This window comes from Sorangium sp. So ce176 (assembly GCF_051519835.1).
Taxonomy (GTDB): Bacteria; Myxococcota_A; Polyangia; order Polyangiales; family Polyangiaceae; genus Sorangium; species Sorangium cellulosum_G.
This window is the reverse complement of sequence record NZ_CP150371.1, coordinates 1,416,300-1,433,750: the sequence shown is the minus strand read 5'-3', so window position 1 is coordinate 1,433,750 and position 17,451 is coordinate 1,416,300. Positions and strand designations below refer to the sequence as shown.

11 protein-coding genes are annotated in these 17,451 nt (G+C 73.4%); 4 read left to right on the top strand and 7 right to left on the bottom strand.

Annotation, left to right across the window (positions count from 1 at the left end):
- Window positions 1-5 precede the first annotated feature (5 nt).
- Entirely contained in the window at window positions 6-590 is a 585-nt protein-coding gene (locus WMF42_RS05320; protein WP_437690610.1) for a DNA-3-methyladenine glycosylase I, read from the bottom strand.
- Window positions 591-716: 126 nt separating this feature from the next.
- Here WMF42_RS05320 and WMF42_RS05315 point away from each other — a divergent pair, with 126 nt between their 5' ends.
- Complete coding sequence (locus WMF42_RS05315) at window positions 717-2,303, top strand: serine/threonine-protein kinase (protein WP_233561349.1); 1,587 nt, start codon at window positions 717-719, stop codon at window positions 2,301-2,303.
- A gap of 58 nt (window positions 2,304-2,361) precedes the next feature.
- On the opposite strand, the gene WMF42_RS05310 is transcribed toward WMF42_RS05315, so the two are convergent.
- The 3 genes from WMF42_RS05310 to WMF42_RS05300 form a co-directional block, all read right to left on the bottom strand.
- Window positions 2,362-3,663: a glycosyltransferase family 4 protein gene (locus WMF42_RS05310; RefSeq protein WP_061607548.1), complete on the bottom strand. Its 1,302-nt coding sequence runs from the start codon at window positions 3,661-3,663 to the stop codon at window positions 2,362-2,364.
- 285 nt (window positions 3,664-3,948) lie between these two features.
- Window positions 3,949-5,973 carry a hypothetical protein gene (locus tag WMF42_RS05305; protein WP_061607549.1) on the bottom strand — a complete coding sequence of 675 codons (2,025 nt, stop codon included), beginning with the start codon at window positions 5,971-5,973 and terminating at the stop codon, window positions 3,949-3,951.
- Complete coding sequence (locus tag WMF42_RS05300) at window positions 5,963-6,835, bottom strand: hypothetical protein (RefSeq protein ID WP_233561350.1); 873 nt, start codon at window positions 6,833-6,835, stop codon at window positions 5,963-5,965. The genes WMF42_RS05305 and WMF42_RS05300 overlap by 11 nt, the downstream gene beginning before the upstream one ends.
- A gap of 320 nt (window positions 6,836-7,155) precedes the next feature.
- Between WMF42_RS05300 and WMF42_RS05295 the strand changes: the two genes are divergently transcribed.
- The 3 genes from WMF42_RS05295 to WMF42_RS05285 all read left to right on the top strand — a co-directional run bounded on the left by WMF42_RS05295 (window position 7,156) and on the right by WMF42_RS05285 (window position 12,850).
- Window positions 7,156-8,865 (top strand): DUF1592 domain-containing protein, encoded by a 1,710-nt coding sequence (locus WMF42_RS05295; RefSeq protein WP_434045818.1) that lies wholly within the window; start codon window positions 7,156-7,158, stop codon window positions 8,863-8,865.
- On the top strand, window positions 8,865-10,250 hold the full coding sequence (locus WMF42_RS05290; protein ID WP_437690607.1) for a DUF1552 domain-containing protein: 1,386 nt from the start codon (window positions 8,865-8,867) through the stop codon (window positions 10,248-10,250). Before WMF42_RS05295 ends, WMF42_RS05290 begins: the two co-directional genes overlap by 1 nt.
- Window positions 10,251-10,345: 95 nt before the next feature.
- The gene (locus WMF42_RS05285; protein WP_437690605.1) at window positions 10,346-12,850 is read left to right on the top strand and encodes a kelch repeat-containing protein; all 2,505 of its coding nucleotides are present in this window, start codon (window positions 10,346-10,348) and stop codon (window positions 12,848-12,850) included.
- On the opposite strand, the gene WMF42_RS05280 is transcribed toward WMF42_RS05285, so the two are convergent.
- Genes WMF42_RS05280 through WMF42_RS05270 form a run of 3 tightly spaced genes read right to left on the bottom strand, consistent with a single transcriptional unit; the run spans window position 12,768 to window position 17,254 of the window.
- The gene (locus tag WMF42_RS05280; RefSeq protein ID WP_437690603.1) at window positions 12,768-14,651 is read right to left on the bottom strand and encodes a hypothetical protein; all 1,884 of its coding nucleotides are present in this window, start codon (window positions 14,649-14,651) and stop codon (window positions 12,768-12,770) included. The genes WMF42_RS05285 and WMF42_RS05280 overlap by 83 nt on opposite strands.
- Entirely contained in the window at window positions 14,648-15,712 is a 1,065-nt protein-coding gene (locus tag WMF42_RS05275) for a PEGA domain-containing protein (RefSeq protein ID WP_437690602.1), read from the bottom strand. The genes WMF42_RS05280 and WMF42_RS05275 overlap by 4 nt, the downstream gene beginning before the upstream one ends.
- 54 nt (window positions 15,713-15,766) lie before the next feature.
- Window positions 15,767-17,254, bottom strand: a complete 1,488-nt coding sequence (locus WMF42_RS05270; protein WP_437690600.1) for a serine/threonine-protein kinase — start codon at window positions 17,252-17,254, stop codon at window positions 15,767-15,769.
- Window positions 17,255-17,451 lie beyond the last annotated feature (197 nt).

Genomic DNA, 17,451 nt, shown 5'->3' with positions numbered 1-17,451 from the left:
GCCGATCAGCGCCTCATCCGGTTCATCGTGTTCACCTGGTCGTAGCGAAAGCAGCCCACGAGGTGATCGTTGACCATCCCGGTCGCCTGCATGAGCGCGTAGCAGATCGTCGAGCCGACGAACTTGAAGCCGCGGCGCAGGAGGTCCTTGCTGAGCGCGTCCGAGGCCGCCGTCTTCGCCGGGATCTCCGTGGGGGCCCGGAAGGCGTTCACGACGGGCGCCCCGCCGACGAAGCCCCAGAGGTACGCGTCGAAGCTGCCGTGCTCGCGCTGCACCTCCAGGAAGCGGAGCGCGTTGTTGACGGCCGACGCGACCTTGAGCCGGTTGCGCACGATCCCGGGGTTCGCGAGGAGCTCCTCGACGCGCGCCGGCGTGAAGCGGGCGACGCGGGCCGGGTCGAAGCCCGCGAACGCCTCGCGGTACGCCGCCCGCTTGCGCAGCACGGTGAGCCAGCTCAGCCCCGCCTGCGCGCCCTCGAGGATCAGCATCTCGAAGAGCATCCGGTCGTCGTGCACCGGCACGCCCCACTGCTCGTCGTGGTAGGCAATGTAGTCGGCATCGGCGGTCACCCACGCGCATCGCTCCGGCATCGGGCGCCACTGTAGCAGCCCGTCTCCGCGCGTGACCTCCCGGCGCTCCCCATCGCACCGGCGCGCGACGTGCGCTTTGACTCCCCGCCAGCGCAGCGCTCCAATGCGCCCTGGGCCGCGCCGCACATGACCGCCTCGAGCAGCTTTCATCCGTCGGGATCGCAGGGGTTTCGCGGCGCCGAGGCGCTCGAAGAGCGCCGCGCGATGGCCCGGGGCCTGCCCACAGCGCTCGTGACCTGGCCCACATTCGCAGCGCTCGACGTGTTCGTTGTGGTGGCGGTGTTCCCGAGCGCGTCGATCTCGCGGCTCTTGCTCTACCGGCTGCTCGGCGAGGTGATCCTGCTCTGGCTCTACCTCCTCGCCCGGCGCGAGCAGACCTCGGCCGAGCTGCTCGACGCGGCGCACGTCTTCGCTGTCTGGAGCACGGGGGGGCTGATCTCGGTGATGGCCCTGGAGTTCGGGGATCTCACCTGGAACTACATGCACGGGCTCTCGATCGTGATGCTCGTCGACGCGACGATCCTGCCCACGCACTTCACCCGCTCGCTCCGGATGACGCTCCCGGTGGCGCTCAGCTTCCCGATCATCATGGGCGCGGGGGCGTCGCTCGACCCGGGGCTCGCGGAGCAGTGGTCGTCGCAGCGGTCGCTCGTCGTCTTCGCGTGCAACTACATCTTCGTGCTCGCCACCGCGACGCTCGTGTCGGCGGCGAGCCACGGTCTCTGGTCGGCGCGCCAGCAGGTCTACGAGGCCCGCAAGCTCGGCCGCTACCGGCTCGTGGCGCCTGTCGGCCGGGGCGGGCAGAACGAGGTGTGGCTCGCCTGGGACGAGTCGCTCCGCCGCGACGTGGCGCTGAAGCTGCTCCGCAGCGAGAGCAAGTCGGAGGGCGAGGTGCGCAGCTTCGAGCGCGAGGCGCGCGCGACGAGCCGGCTCACGTCGCCGCACACGATCCGGATCTTCGATTTCGGGGCGAGCAGCGACGGCATCTTCTACATCGCGATGGAGCACCTGGCCGGCGCGGATCTCGCCACCCTGGTGCGCGATCACGGCCCGATGACCCCCGCCCGCGTCGTGCACTTCGCGCGGCAGGCCTGCCTCTCGCTGGCGGAGGCGCACGACGCGGGCGTCATCCACCGCGACATCAAGCCCCACAACCTCTACATCACGCGCGTCGGCGACGAGCACGACGTGCTCAAGGTGCTCGACTTCGGGATCGCCAAGCAGGTGACCCTCGAGGGAGACGCGACGATGACGGACGTCGGCGTGATCAAGGGGACGCCGACCTACATGTCCCCGGAGATGATCTCCGCGGGCCCCATCGACGCGCGCAGCGACATCTACTCGCTCGGGGTGACGCTCTATTACCTGCTGACCGGGGTGGCCCCCTTCGAAGGGCGGAGCTTCGGCAAGCTCGTCTATTCGCACCTGACGATGCCGCCGATCCCGCCGTCGCTCCGCGCGCCGTGGCCGCTCTCGTCGGAGCTGGAAGAGGTGGTGATGCGGTGCCTCGCCAAGAAGCCCGGCGACCGCTACCAGAGCGCGCGCGAGCTCCTGGCGGCGCTCGACGCGTGCGCGCCGACGCCGCCGTGGACGGCGGAGGACGCGCGGGCCTTCTGGGCGGCGCGCGCCGCGATGCCGCGCGGGGAGCCGCCGCCCCCGGACCCCGGACCCACCGTGCGCCTGCGGCCGGACAAGGCCGCCTCGGCGGCGTGAGGGGGAGGCCTGGAGGAGCGCGCGGGGCCGCGCTCCTCCGGCCCGGTTCGAGCCCTGATCAGGCCTGGCCGACGCCGAGCTGCGTGGCCTCGGGGAACCGCCGCGACGCGGGCGGAGGCGCCCACCGCCTGGACGAGGGGGGCGCGCCGTCGAGCTGGAGCACCGGGCGCATCTCGGTCGCGGGGACCGCCATGGGGCGCTCGCCCCGCGCCGCGAGGATCGCGTCGTAGAACGCGCGCGCGCTCTCGTCCCACCCCGTGCACCCGGCGAGCGAGACGATCCGCTCGGGATCGTACGGCGCGTACGCCGCGCGCGACATGGCCTCGGCCAGGGCGGGCAGGTCGCCGGGCGCGACGAGCTCGCCGAGCGCGGGGCTGCTCAGCACGTCGGGGATGCCGCCGACGTGCGTCGCGACGACGCGGCGGCCTGACGCGAGCGACTCGATGACGACGTTGGGCGTCCCCTCGTGGTGGCTCGGCAGGACCAGCGCGTCGCAGGCGGCGACCCAGCGCGCCACCTGGTCGTGCGGCAGGCGCCCCGTGAGCAGGACGCGATCGCCGAGCCGCTCCGCCGCCGCCTTGCAGGCCTGCTCGTCGGCGCCGCTCCCGACAAGCACGAGGTCGACGTCCGGGTGCGCCGGGGCGAGCCGCTCGAACGCGGCGATCGCGTCGAGCGCGCCCTTGTCGCGGAGCAGGTGACCGACGTAGAGCAGCAGGCGGCGGTCCGGCGAGCGGCCCAGGGCAGCGCGGGCCTCGCCCCTGTCGCGCGGCCGGAACATGGAGCGATCGACGCCGTTCATCACCACGTCGATGCGATCGCGCGGCACGCCGAGCGCGTGGACGCCCTCCTTGAGCTGCTTGCTCACGGCGACGACGCGCGTCGCGCGCCGGAGCCCCCACTCCAGCGCCGGCCTCACCGCCGGCTGCTGCGAGAGCACGTCGATGTCCGAGCCGTGCACCTTGACGACCGCGGGGACGCCGAGCAGCTCCGCCAGGCACACGGCGGCGAAGCCGTCCGGGTAGGCGAACGAGCCGACGATGACGTCCGGCGCCGGGTGGTGCCGCGCGAGCTCGAAGAGCATCGAGGCCGCGTAGAGCGGGCCGTTCAGGTAGGGCGCCACCTTGGGCAGGTAGAGGAAGCGCGGGTGTCGCACCGGCAATCCCTCGATGATCTCCTCGCGTGGCGCGTCGTTCGAGACTGACCACTTGGAGAACCTGGAAGCCCCGGGAAACCAGGGGATCGTCGCGAAGACGTCGATATCGCAGTAACGCGACAGCGCGGCGAACTGCCGCCGGTTGAACGGCGCCTGTCCAGGGTTCATCGCGTTCGGGAAGATCTTGGTGATAAGCAGGATGCGCATACCTCTGCTCCTCCGGACTCGCCCGCTTGGCTCGACAGGCATTCTCCGACAGGGGGTGCGCGGCGTTCGCCGCACGGGTCGCACCTCACCGAGCAGAGAGCATGCCACGACGGAGAAGCTGGAAACCCAGCGAGAACAGGAGCAATCGAGGCGATATGGACAGCAAGCGAAGGCCACGCTGCCTCAGGCGAGGCATATTGGCACAAGCGGTTACAGCCTCTGCCGTAGCGGACATTCCGTAGACAACGCTTTTGTACAACAAAGCGCCACATTTACAATGGGGCGCTACAGGGAAAGTTTCGCGACGAATGCATCGCCCTGCCCCGCGCCCGAGAGCTGCCCCTGGCCGAAGCTGATGCTGCCGTAGAAGCGGCCGGCGAGCAGCGCGCTCGCGCCTGAGCCCGCCGCGACGTCGAGGCCCACCTGCGTCTGGGCGTCGCCGAAGAGCGAGCTGAACAGGTGGGCGCCCGAGGGGCCGAGCTTGACCAGGTACACGTCGGTCTTGCCGCGGCTCGTCAGCGCGCCGCCGCCGAAGTCGGCCGAGCCGAAGAGCGGCCCCGCGAGCAGGACGTTGCCGGCCTCGTCCACGGCGACGCTCGCGCGCGCGCCTGTCTCGAAGTCGGTGAGGAGCTGATCCTCCGCGTCGCCGAAGCGCCGGCCGAGGAGGTGCTCTCCGGCGCCGGAGAGCCTGGCGACGAAGAGGTCCCGGCCGCCGGCGCTCTCGAGCGGCCCGCCGCCGAGGTCGATGGTCGACGCGAACGTGCCCGTGAGCACCACGTCGCCCGTGGCCTGGTGCACCGCGACGTCGTGGGCCTCGTCGGCCTCGGCGCCGCCGAACCGCGCGCTCCAGAGGGGGTCGCCGGAAGGGCCGAGCCTGGCGAGGAAGACGTCGGAGAGCCCCGCGCTCTCGAGCCGCCCGACGCCGAGGTCGATGGCGCCGGAGAAATGGCCCGCGACGACGATGTCGCCTGTCGCGTCCGCCGCGATCGCGTGGGCGTAGTCGTCGCCCGGGCCGCCGGCGCGCACGGCGAAGCGCGTGCGGCCGTCGTCGGGGTCGAGCCCCAGGACGAAGGCGTCGCGCATGCCGGCGCTCTCGAGCGCGCCGGCGCCGAAGTCGACCTCGCCGTGGAAGCCGCCGGCCACGAGGACGTCGCCCGACGGGCCGATGGCGATGCGGTCGCAGCGATCGGCGCCGGTTCCCCCGAGGATCCTGCTCCAGAGGTGCTCGCCGTCGCTGTCGAGCCTGGCGACGAACACGTCGTCGCTCCCGCGCGACGCGAGCTCGCCGCCGCCGAAGTCGACGCTGCCGAAGGCGCGCCCCGCCACGACGACGTCGCCGCTCGGGTCGACCTCGATCGCCATCGCGAACTGGTTGCCCTCGCCAGGGAACCGCTTGCTCCAGAGGTGCGTGCCGAACCTGTCGAACTTCGCCACGAACGCGTCGGCGCCCGAGCCCGTCGCGACGAGCGGGCCCCCGCCGAAGTCGACAGTGCCCTCGATCTGGCCGGCGACGAGCACGTTGCCGTCCGCGTCGAACGCGACGGACCGGGCATACTGGCCGTTCGGGTCGCCGAAGCCGCGGCTCCACACGTCCTCGCAGGCGGGCATGACGCCGTCGCAGTCCTCGTCGTCGGGCGTGTCGCACGCGTCGAAGGCGGGCAGGACCTCCCCGGTGCAGGGGCCCCAGGACGTGCCCTCCGCGTTGCATGTGCGCGCGCCGGCCGCGCAGCGCCCGACGCCGCGCGTCCCGTCCGGGCCCGTGTAGCACGCCTCCTGCGCGCCCGGCGCGCACACGCATCCGGGGCAGCCGCAGTCGAGGCCGCTGCACGCGACAGGCGTGAGCTCCGCGATCCAGGCGGCCACGCACGCGAGCTCGGCGGGCGAGTACGGGGCCGCGCCGAGCGGCATGCGCGCGCCGCACGACGGCGCCTCCGTGAGCTTCACGTAGAGCACGCTCTCCTCGGGCCGCTCGGGGTCGGCGAGCACCCCGGCGCAGCTCTGGGCCGGGCGGCCGGCGACGCGGGCGTCCACGCCGAGCGTGACGAGATCGAGGGCGGCCGCGGGCTCGCCCGGCCCGTGGCAGCTCACGCCCCCGCACCGCTCGGCGAACGCCGTCGGCACGTCGGCGCACGCGACGTCGTCCGGGCCGCCTTCGCGCGGCCTGAACCGCTCCTTGTCCTCGATCGTCCCCGGACACGCCGCGAGCAGCAGCGGCAGCGCCGGCGCGGCGAGCGCGGACGCCGTCCAGAGGCCGCGGCGGAGCCGGAGCGCGGCGCGCGCCGGGCGCCGCTCGCGAGCGTCAGTAGCCATGATAAGCGACCCCCAGGTGAACACCGAAGAGCTGGTCGAGCGCCCCACCCGCGACGTACGGGTCGCCAGGCTCGGAGTCGAAATCATAAAAGAAGCGCGTGTAGGAGGCGCCGGCGCGCGCCTCGAGCCCCGGCGCGAACGGGACCGCGACCGCGAGGCGGAGGTCGACGCCGCCGGCGCTCGGCTCGCGGAAATACGACGCGAGCGCGCCCGTCGAGAGCGGCGCCTGGTAGCCCGCGCCCGCCTCGAGCGCGACAGGGCCGACAGGCACGCGTCCGTCGAGGCCCAGGCGCAACGTGACGTAGGAGACCGAGGCCGCGTCGCGCGACGGGTCGTCCGTCGGCTCCACATCGAAGTCGATCCAGCAGAGTCCACCTGTCGCGGACAGGACCGGCCCGCGCTGGCCCGCGGGATGGAATCGGCCCTTGAGACCGGCGTGCAGCCGGCTCCAGGACGTCGACAGGCTCGCTCCCCCGGTGCCCGTCGAGTCGAGGCCGACGGCGCGGGCGTACGACAGCGCGACGCCGAGGTCGCGGAGCACCGGGAGCGCGCTGCGCGCGAGCGGGTACAGCTCGCCGCGGACAGAGGGCATGAACGCGCCGAGCACGCTGTAGGTGCGGAGGTTCTCGGAGAGCAGATCGCTATAGGACAGCGTGCGACCGGCGATCTCGAGATCGACACCGGCGCTGAAGAGCTCGGTGCCGACGGACGGCGGACGACCGTCGCCCTCCTTCAGCTCCGCGCGCTCAACGGGGGGCGCCGCGGCGCCCTGGGCCAGCGCGGGCGCCGGAGCCGCGAGCGCCGCGACGACAAGCGCGGCCGCCGAGCGGCGCCGCGCGCGGCGCAGAGGACCGGCACGCAAGACAGGACAGGCGAGCGTTCGCCTTTGCATTGGGCGCGAGCATAAGCGCTCTTTGCGTCCGCGGTCGAGCGCCGCCTTGGAGGGGCGGAGTCCGCGTCCACCGGAGTCGGCGGTAAGACCTGAGCGTACGGGATGAACCCATCGGCCCCTAGCTCCCACTCGATTCTCCTTCTTTTCCCACGAGGCGCCTGTCCCGGAGAAGCGGATTGCAATACGCTCGCTGCATGATGGCGAGGGGGCGCGCTCCACGCGCCGCGCGCTGCACGAGGCGGGTGACCCACCCGCCCTCGGCCCCAGCGCGCGCTCGCCGACGAGGCATCATGGCTGAACCACGAGCTCTCCGCTGGCCCATCGGCCTGCTCCTCCTCGCGTCCTGCTCAGGTCAGTTCGGCGAACTGCCCGCGCACGACGGAGACGACGGCGAGGCGACGGCCCCGCTGTGCACCGCGATCGAGCCCGGCGAGTCCCCGCTCCGACGGATGACGCGCGTGGAGTACGACAACACGATCGCCGATCTGCTCGGCGACGAGACCCGCCCTGCGCGGGGCTTCGTGCCGGAAGAGGAGTCGCTCGGCTTCAACAACCAGGCGGCGGCGCTCGTGGTGAGCCCGCTGCTCGCCGAGCAGTACATGGCCGCGGCCGAGGGCATCGCGGAGCGCGCGGCCGGCAAGCTGCTCGGCGAGGCGCCCGCGTGCCGCGAGGCCGCGGGGGGCGCCGCCTGCCGCGAGGAGATCGCGGCGCTCGTCGCCTCGCTCGGCAAGCGGGCGTTCCGCCGGCCGCTCGCCGAGGACGAGGTCGACGAGCTCGTGGCGCTCTTCCAGCGCGGGATCGCGCTCGGCGACGCGCCCGACGACGCGCCGACAGGGCTCGCGCTGGTCGTCCAGGCGATGCTCCAGTCGCCGCACTTCCTGTACCGCGTCGAGCTCGGCATGCCCGATCCGGTCGAGGGCGACGTCGTGCAGCTCACCTCGTACGAGGTCGCCTCGCGGCTCTCGTACCTGCTCTGGGGCACGATGCCCGACGACGCGCTCTTCACCGCCGCCGAGCGGGGGGCGCTCGGCACCGCCGCGGAGATCGAGGCGCAGGCGCGGCGCATGCTGGAGGACCCGCGGGCGCGCGAGGCCGTGAAGAACTTCCACCGCCAGTGGCTCGGGCTCGCGAAGATCGACGAGGTCGCCGCGGGCGGGAAGGATCCGGAGCTCTACCCCGAGTACCGGGACGAGCTGCTGTCGCTGTTCCAGGCCGAGACCGAGGCGTTCCTGGACCACGCGATCTTCGAGGAGGACGCGAGCGTGACAACGCTGTTCACGGCGCCCTACTCGATGATGAACCGGGAGCTCGCCGAGTTCTACGGCGTCGAGGGCGGGCCGCGGGGCGACGCGTTCGAGCGGGTCGCGCTCGATCCGTCGCAGCGCGCCGGCTTCGTGACGCACGCCGGGCTGCTGTCGCTCTACGCGAAGCCGAACCGGTCGTCGCCGGTGCACCGCGGCCGGTTCGTGCGCCAGAGCCTGCTCTGCCAGATCCCGCCGCCGCCGCCGGACGTGGTGCCGGAGCCGCCCATGGTCGACCCGACGAAGACGACGCGCGAGCAGTTCTCGCAGCACGTCTCGGATCCGGGCTGCAGGAGCTGCCACGCGCTGCTCGATCCGATCGGGTTCGGCTTCGAGCACTACGACGCGCTCGGGCGCTGGCGGGACGCCGAGAACGGCATCCCGGTCGACGCGAGCGGCGAGCTGACGCAGACCGACGTCGACGGCCCGTTCGACGGGGCGGTCGAGCTCGCGCACCGGCTCGCGGAGAGCGAGCAGGTGCGGGCGTGCGTGGTGAAGCAGTGGTTCCGCTTCGGCCAGGGCCGCGCCGAGCAGGGCGAGGACGCCTGCAGCCTGTCGCAGGCGACGCAGGCGTTCGAGGCGTCGGGGTACAACATCAAGGCGCTGCTGGTGGCGCTCACGCAGACCGACGCGTTCCGCTACCGCCGCGCGATCGTCGCACCGAGCGCCGAGGGCGGCGCCGCAGAAGGAGAGCCGTGATGAAGCCGTTCCGACTCAGCCGCCGCGCCGCGCTCCGGGGCCTCGGCGGCGCGGCGCTCGCGCTGCCGTTCCTCGAGGTGATGGGCTGCTCGAAGCGCTTCGCCCCCGCGTCGGAGGAGACGGGGCGCGCCTCGTTCGGGGCCGAGTTCCCGAAGCGCTTCGTCGTCCTCTACACGCCGAACGGCACCGTCCCGCCGGACTTCTGGCCGTCGTCGACGCAGCTCCGGAACGGCGAGGAGCTGTCGCCGATCCTCGCGCCGCTCAAGGACCACAACGAGGACCTCCTCGTCCTCGGCAACGTGAGCGCGCTCTCGGCGCTGGTGGGGCCGGGCGACGCGCACCAGAAGGGCACCGGGCAGTGCCTGACCGCGCGCGCGATGCAGGAGGGCGATTTCCCCGGCGACGCGGGGCTGTCGTGCGGCTGGGCCGACGGCATCTCGGTCGACCAGGAGATCGCGAACCACATCGGCACGAGGACGAGGTTCCTCTCGCTGGAGCTCGGCGTGCTCGTCTACGGGGCGAACGTGGGCGCGCGCATCTCGTACCGCGGCCCGGCGCAGCCGCTGCCGCCGGAGAACAGCCCGTACGCCGCGTTCGACCGGCTCTTCTCGGACTTCTCCGTCGCGCCGGAGGCGACGTCGCGGAAGACGGAGCAGCGCCGGGCGGTGCTCGACAAGGTGGCCGCCGACTACAAGCGGCTGCAGCGGCGCCTCGGCGCCGCGGATCAGGAGAAGCTCGCCGGGCACCTCGCGTCGGTGGAGGACATCGCGTCGCGCCTCGACCGCGGCGTGGCCCCGACCTCCGCGGCGTGCGCGGAGCCGGCGCTGACGCCGGACGTCGACCCGGACAAGGTCGCCAGCATGCCCGAGATCGCGCGGCTCCAGCTCGATCTCATGGCGATGGCGCTCGCGTGCGATCTGACGCGGGTCGCGAGCCTCCAGTTCACGAACTCGGCGACGACCAAGGTGCTGAGCTTCCTCGGCCCCGACATCACCGAGGGCCACCACCCGATGGCGCACAACGGCTATGCGGACCCGGCGAACCGAAAGCGGCTCACGATGATCAGCCGCTTCTACGCCGAGCAACTCGCCTACCTGATCGCGAAGCTGAAGAGCATGCCGGAGGGGAACGGCTCGGTCTTCGACAACACGGTGATCTTCTGGACGAACGAGCACGCCGACGGCAATCACCTGCGCCAGAACATCCCCTACGTGCTCGCCGGGAGCGGGGGCGGCCATTTCAAGACGGGCCGCTTCGTGTCGCAGCAAAAGCAGGTCGGGCATAACGACCTGCTCGTCTCGCTGCTCCAGTCGATGGGCGTCGACACGGAGTCGTTCGGCGACCCGAACTACTGCAACGGGCCGCTCACGGGACTGACGAGCTGACGAGGCGGATCGAGGGCGCGGGGGATCTCTGAATTTACGACGCACGGCTCTAGGCGGCAACGGGTTGGCTCGCATACGATGTTTACCCATCCGCCATGATAGCCCCGCACTCTAGCCTACATTCGCTGTTCGCCGCCTCCGCGCTCCTCGCCTCGCTGCAGCCGCTCACCGGGTGCGCCGGGCCCGATCAGCCGCCGGACGAGGCGCTGCGCGGCGCGTTTCCAGGCCAGGCCGCCGCCGTGCTGAGCGTCGGCCCGGGCTTCATCCGCAGCGACGGCGGGCTGGAGCGAGCCGCCGCGGGGCGCCGCGGGAGCGCCGTGGCGCGGCTGCCCGGCGACGGGAGCGACGCGATCGTGTTCGCGCTCGACGGAGGAGCGACGCTCCGCGTTCGCGAGGTGGGGGCCGAGGGCGAGGCGATGCTCGCCGACCGCGCGGTGGCCTACCGGCGCGCGGGCGGCGCCTCGTTCTGGACCGCGACGCCGGGGGGCGTCGAGGAGTGGCTGCTGCTCGAGGCGGCGGCGGTGCAGCGCGGGGCGCCCGTGGCGGCATGGGAGGTCGAGGGCGGCGCGCTGGCGGAGCGGGACGGGGCGATCGAGATCGCCGACGCGACGGGGGCGGTGCGGCTCCGGGTGACGGCGCCGGCGGCGTACGCGGCCGGCGGGCGCGAGGTAGGCGCGCAGCTCGCGGCGCGCGGGGGGCGGATCGAGCTGTTCGTCGACGCGGAGGGCGAGCAGGTGCTCGTCGACCCGGCCTGGCAGTCGCCGCCGCCGCCCACCATGGCGACCCGCCGCAGCCACCACGCGGCGGCGCTGCTCGGGACGCGCGTGCTCGTCACGGGAGGTACCAACCTCTACGGCGTGGCCATCGACAGCACCGAGCTCTACGATCCCGCGGAGAGCGCGTGGTCCAACGCGCCCGCGCCGGGCCGCATGGGGCGAGCGCGCACCGATCATGCGGCGATCGCGCTCGACAGCGACCGCGTCCTCGTGATCGGCGGGGACAGGGGCGGCGCGGACTCCACGTACGAGGTGTACGACGCGCGCACCATGAGCTGGGAGGTCGAGGGCACGATCCCTCTCGATAACCCGACGGAAGCGGCCTCGCCCGCCCCTCTTCACCGCCACACTGCGACCAGGCTCGGAGAAGAATCAGGAGATGTGCTGATCGTCGGCGGCACGGCCGATCTCGATAACGTCGCGGTCTACGACAACGTCTTCCGCTACGACCCGAGCACCGGCGCGCTCGAGGAGGCGGCGCGCCTCCTCGAGCCGCGCACGCTGCACACCGCCACGCTGCTCGAGACGGGGAAGGTCCTCGTCGTGGGCGGCTATCGCAGCGGCGCAGGGCTGCGGACCACCGAGCTGTACGATCCGGCGAGCGACACGTGGACCGCGGGTCCGTCGATGATGGAGGGGTCCGAGCGGTACATGCACACGGCGACGCTGCTCCCGGACGGGCGCGTCCTCGTGGTCGGGTATTCCCCTCTGACGGAGATCTACGACCCGTCGACGAACAGCTTCTCGCCCGGCGAGCCGCTGGAGACGCACGGGAAGCGGCACGCGCACTCGGCGACGCTGCTTCCGAACGGCTGCGTGCTCGTCGCGGGCGGGCGGCTCAACAGCAGCTCGGACACGGCGGATGTAGAGCTCTACAACCCGGACCGGAACCGATGGATCACGATCGCGCCGCTCAGCGAGCCCCGCGCGTTCCACGAGGCGACGTACATCGACCAGGACGGGTCGGTGCTGATCACGGGAGGGAGGGTTGCGCGCGAGGCGTCCTACGCCGTGGAGCGGTTCACCCTGGGCCGGCCCGGCGAGCCGTGCGGGGACCAATGCGAGTGCCAGAGCGGGTTCTGCGTCGACGGCGTCTGCTGCGACTCGGCCTGTGATGGGGGCGCCTGCGACGCGTGCTCGGTGGAGGCCGGCGCGAGCGCCGACGGCGCGTGCTCGCCCCTCACCGGAAATGCCTGCGACGACGGCAACGCCTGCACGAGCGGCGACGCCTGCGACGCGGGCACCTGCGCCGGCACCAACGACGACACGGCGACCTGCGGCGACGACGAGCCGTGCACGCGCCACGCCTGCGTCGCGGGGAGCTGTGTCGCGGAGGACGACGACGGCGCGACCTGCGATGACGGCGATCCGTGCACCACCGAGGACGCCTGCGGAGAAGGGGCCTGCGCCGGCAAGGCGATCACCTGCCCCGCGACGGACGCGTGCCACGAGGAAGGCACCTGCGATCCGGAGACGAGCCGATGTGTGTGGCCGAGCAAGGCGGACAACGTGCCGTGCGAGGACGGCGGGGTGTGCCTCGCCGGAGCCTGCATTCACGGGGCGGAGGCCTCGTCGTCGTCGCAGGGCGGCGCGGGCGCCGGGGAGCCCACGGGCCCCGCGGAGCACGCGGGCGGCGGAGGTTCCGGCGGGGGCGCTGGCCCCGCGACGGACGACGACGGAGGCTGCGGCTGCAGGGCGGCCGGCGCGGCGGCGCCAGGCGGCAACGCGGCCGCCGCGCTGCTCATGGCGGCGGCGGCTTGGCGAGCCTCACGACGGCGCCGTCGGCCTTGCCCGTCGGCCCCACGACCGGCGACCCCTCGTTGATCCAGTAGATCGCCTCGCCGTCGACCGCGATCGCCCCCGGGTTGTTCTGCCCCGCGGCCAGCGTGCACGCGCCATCGCCGCACGCGCTGCCGGGCGGGGCGTCCCGGCGCAGCACGTTCACCGTGCCCTGCAACCGGTTGGTCCAGTAAACCTGGCGCTCGTCGAGCGCGATGCCGTACGGGCCGGGCGCGCCGAGGTCCTGGACGATCACGTCGCGCCTGGCGCCGTCCAGCGAGGCCCGCACGACCTCGCCCTCGAAGTTCACCCAGAACACCTCCGCCGGGTTCTCCGCGTCGAGCGCGATCCCGTACGGCTTCCGTTCGCCGGCGCCCACGCTCACGATCTCGGATGCGCGCCTCTTCTTGCACCGGACCGAGCCCTTCGCGGCGCCGTCCTCGGCGCTGTCCGGGCCGACATCGGTCCAGCAAACGACGTTGTTCGCCGCGGCCAGCCGGTTGGCGCGGTGGGTACCGTCGAGCGTCTCGGGCGCCGGCTCGTCCCGCGGGTCCAGCGCCGCGAAGCCCACGCGCCCGAGCGCGCCGCCGTCGGGGAGCTGCGTCCAGAACAGGCTCTCGCCGTCCAGCGCGAGCGCCTCCAGGCTGCCCGAAAAGCCCAGTTGCTCCACGTTCAGCCAGGGCTTGGCGTTGCCGCCGCGAGGGAGCCACCGCATCAGCGCCGTCGCGGCCGCGCCGGCGACACCGCGGTTCGTCCAGAAGACCTCGCCGCTGTCTGCGAGCGCGAGGTGGCGTGGCGCTGCCTGCTTCGACGCGATCGTCTCCGGCGGGCCGCCCTCGCGCGCGACCCGCTTCACGGCGCCGTCGACGTTGGGCTCCAGATCCTCGTGCTCATCGCTCAACGTGCCTTGCTCGGTCCAGAGCACGCCGGTCTCGCTCACCGCGAGCGAGACCGGGCTCCGCTGCCGGGCGGCCAGGACGACAGGCCGGCCCTCGGCCGCAGGGCAGAGCGGCTGGGCGATCTGCTTCGGGGGGCACGCCGGCGTGACAGGTGAGACGACCACGCCGAGCCGGGCCAGCCGCCCGGGCGAGCAGAGCGCCTTCGGGAGCGCGATCCGCCCGTCGTCGCGCCTGCGCCAGCCGAAGTCGCTCTCCGCGTCGAGCGGCACGAAGCACCCCGCAGCGCCGCAAGCGCCGTCTCCCTCGGTCGCGATCGCGACGTTCACGCCGCCGTCGCGCGCCGCGATCGTGCAGTCCGCCGGATCGAGGTCGCCTTCCTCGACCGGAGACGCGCCCTCGAAGCAGGTCGCCGCGTCGAAGCAGGCGTGGTGCAGGACGTTTCGCTCCGCATAGTCGGGCAGGCTCGCCGCGCTCACGCGGCGCTCCCCGCACGCCGCGGCGGCGCACGCGGGGTCGTCCGGACATGCGCCCTCAGCGTCGGGCTCGCGCGCCTCGCCTTCTCCCGCGTCCACGCCGCACAGGAAATGCAGCGGCACCCAGAGCGTCGCCACGCGGTCCTCGGGGACGGTCGTGAGCACCGTGTGCTCCACGCGGATCCGGTCGCCCAGCAGCGCCCGCACGCGAATGCGGATCTCCCGGCTCGGGTCCTCGGAGACCGTGAGCCCCCGTGTCCCGGGGAGCTGGGCGTGGTCCGGGCCGAGCTGGTTACGATCCCTGGAGATGATGGGTTTGCCGTCGGACAGGACCTGGAGCTCGATCTGATCGAGATCCTTGGGCACGGCCATGTCCGTCTGGATGGCCACCATGAGCTCCCCCGTGGCAGGCGCCGAGCACCCGCCCGAGGCGACCGCGAGCGCCGCCGTCGCCCCCCAGAAGCAGCGCCTCACCAGCGGCCTCCGAACGCTGTCGGGCGCGTCTCCCCGAGGGTGCCCTCGATCGGCTTCGCCGGCCCGGGCTGGATCAGGAGGCCGCCCGCCACGGCCGCCGCGACGATCAGCGCGGCGCCGGTGACCCACGCCCACACAGGCACGCCGGTCCGCTCGACCGGCGTCAGGCCGACGCGCACGCTGCTCAGCGCCTCGTCCTCGATGACGATCTCCGCCTCGTACGGCACCCTCCCCGGCGCCGTCACCCGCAGCACGTGGCGGCCGCTCGGCACGGCGCCTTCCCACCGCCCCTGGCCCACGGGCTTGCCGTCGAGCGCGATCCGGTCGCCCGGCGACGCAAGCACAGACAGCCTTCCGGCGTGGACCTGCGGCTCCAGACGGACCTCGAGGCGCAGCTCGTCTCCAGGGCTCACCCGCTCCACGCGGACGTGCTCCTTGAAGCCGGGCTTGAAGACACGGATGCGCCTCGTCCCGGAATCGACGTTGAGCTTGCCGGGGAGCGGCGTCTTGCCGATCAGCTCGCCGTCGATCGTCACCGCCGCGCCGCGCTCGCTCACCGCGAATTCGAGGCTGCCGACAAGGCTGCTGGCGTGCCGCTCGAGGACGTCGATCTGCGCCCAGTCGCCCGCGAGGAGGACGCCGCGATCCTCCTGCTTCAGCTTCTCCACGAGGGTGAGGACCTTGCTGTACTGGTGCAGCTTGTACTTGCAGACGATCATGTTCCAGAGGAGGCGCGCGTCCTTCGAGCTCTCGTAGGCGTGCTGGAACTTGATGAACGCATTGGCGAAGTCGTCGTTGTTGAAGAGGCTCCTGCCGAGCTCGTAATCGGCCCTGGCCTTCCCTGTCAGCGTGTGGGCGAGCGGCGGCGGAGGCGCCTGGGCCGGCGGCGAGGGCTCCGCCGGCGCGGGAGCCGGCGGCGAGGCCTGGGCCGGCGCGGGAGCCGGCGGCGAGGACGCGGCGGGCGCCGGGGCAGCCGGCTGCGCCGCCGCGCCGGCGGCCGTCGTCAGCGCGGAGAGGGCGACCGCGGACGCGAGCCGCGTCGACAGCCTACGTGAACGCATGGATGCCTCGTCCGGTATGGGAAGTGCCGTCGGTCGGCGACCGGGATCCCTATCTCATTTGATCTGGATCTCGAAGGGTTTCGAGAGCTCGGGCAGCGGCGGCGCCTTCGGCGGCTCGGGCGCCGGCGCCGCGCTCGGCGCGCTCGTGGGCGCGGGCGCGCGCCGGCGTGGCTGCGGCGCCGGCGCGGGTCGCGCCGCCGCGCCGGTGGGCGTGAGGTCCGGGGAGACCGACGGCAGCGGCGCGACCGCCTGGACCGTGGGCTGCGGCTCCGGCGCGATGGACAGGTGCGCCTCGCCCCCCGCCGCCTGCTGCCCCGCGCGCCGCGAGGCCGTGCCGTCCTGCGGGACCGGCGCCGGCGGGGCGACCGCCGCCGCCTGCGGCGCCGGGCGATCGTCCGGCGCGCGGTCGCGCAGCGCGGCCGCGACCCAGATCGCGAGCGCGGACGAGGCGATCGCGGCCACGCCGAGCGCCACCCGGAGGGTCGTCCGGCGCGGCGCCGGCTGCGAGGGCGTGCGCGCGATCACCCGCGTCGTGGGCAGGAGGCTCGCCATCGGGCCGGGCGTGTCGCTCCGGCTGCCGTCCGCCCCGGGCCTCGACGTCGACGCGGCGGCGCCGGGCCGGGACGGCTCCGGCGGCGCCGCGAGGATCCGCGCGGCGCGCTCCGCGCGCTCCTGCCCGCCCGCCGACGCGAAGGGCACCAGCGCGAGCGCCAGGTCGGCCACCGTCTGCGGCCGCTGCGCCGGATCCTTCTGCAGGCAGTGGAGGATCACCCGCTCGAGCTCGCGCGGGATGTCGCTCCTGAGCGCGCTGGGCGGGACCGGCTCCGCGCTCGCGACAAGGAGGATGAGCTCCGCGAGCGCCGGCGCCTCGAACGGCGGCCTGCCGGCGAGCAACCTGTACAAGATGGCCCCGAGCGCCCAGATGTCGGAGCGCCCGTCGACCGAGCGCGACGACCGCATCTGCTCCGGCGGCATGTACACGGGCGAGCCGAGCATCTCCCGCGTCTGCGTCAGCGCGGCGGCGCCGCCCTCGCCGCTGCCCGGCAGCTCCTTCGAGATCCCGAAATCGAGCACCTTGATGAGCTTCGCCCCGCCGGGCGTCGCCGTGAGGAACAGGTTCGCGGGCTTGAGATCGCGGTGCACGATGCCGGCGGCGTGCGCCTCGGCCATCGCCACGCAGGCCTGGAGGACGTAGTCGGCCGACTCCGTGACGCCGAGCGGGCCGCGGGCGCGGAGCACCTCGGAGAGATCGTCGCCCTCCAGGTACTCCATCACGATGTACGGGACGCCCGACCCGAGCTCGCCGACGTCGAGCACCCGCACGACGTGCTCGCCCTTGAGGCGCGCCGCCGCGCGCGCCTCGCGCAAGAACCGCTGCATCAGCGCCGGGCTGTCGTCGCAGATCAGGAGCTTGATCGCGACGCGGTGCGGGAGAAACAGGTGGCTGGCCGCGACAACCATCCCCATGCCGCCCCGGCCCAGGACGCGATCGACGCGGTACTTGTCCGCGATCACATCTCCTTCGACGACGGGTGCGTTCATCCGTGCTCCGCGCTGCGCGCGCCGGCCTGCGGGCGGCCTTCACCCGCGCCTGCGGTGGCCGATGGTAGCACACCCGCGCGCCGCTCCGTCCAGAGGCGGCCCCCGCGACGCGTGGAGGGCCGCGCGCGCGAGGGCCGGTCGCGCCCGCGGGCGGGCGTTCGCGCCGCACACAATCGGCGCGGGCAGGCTGTACGCTG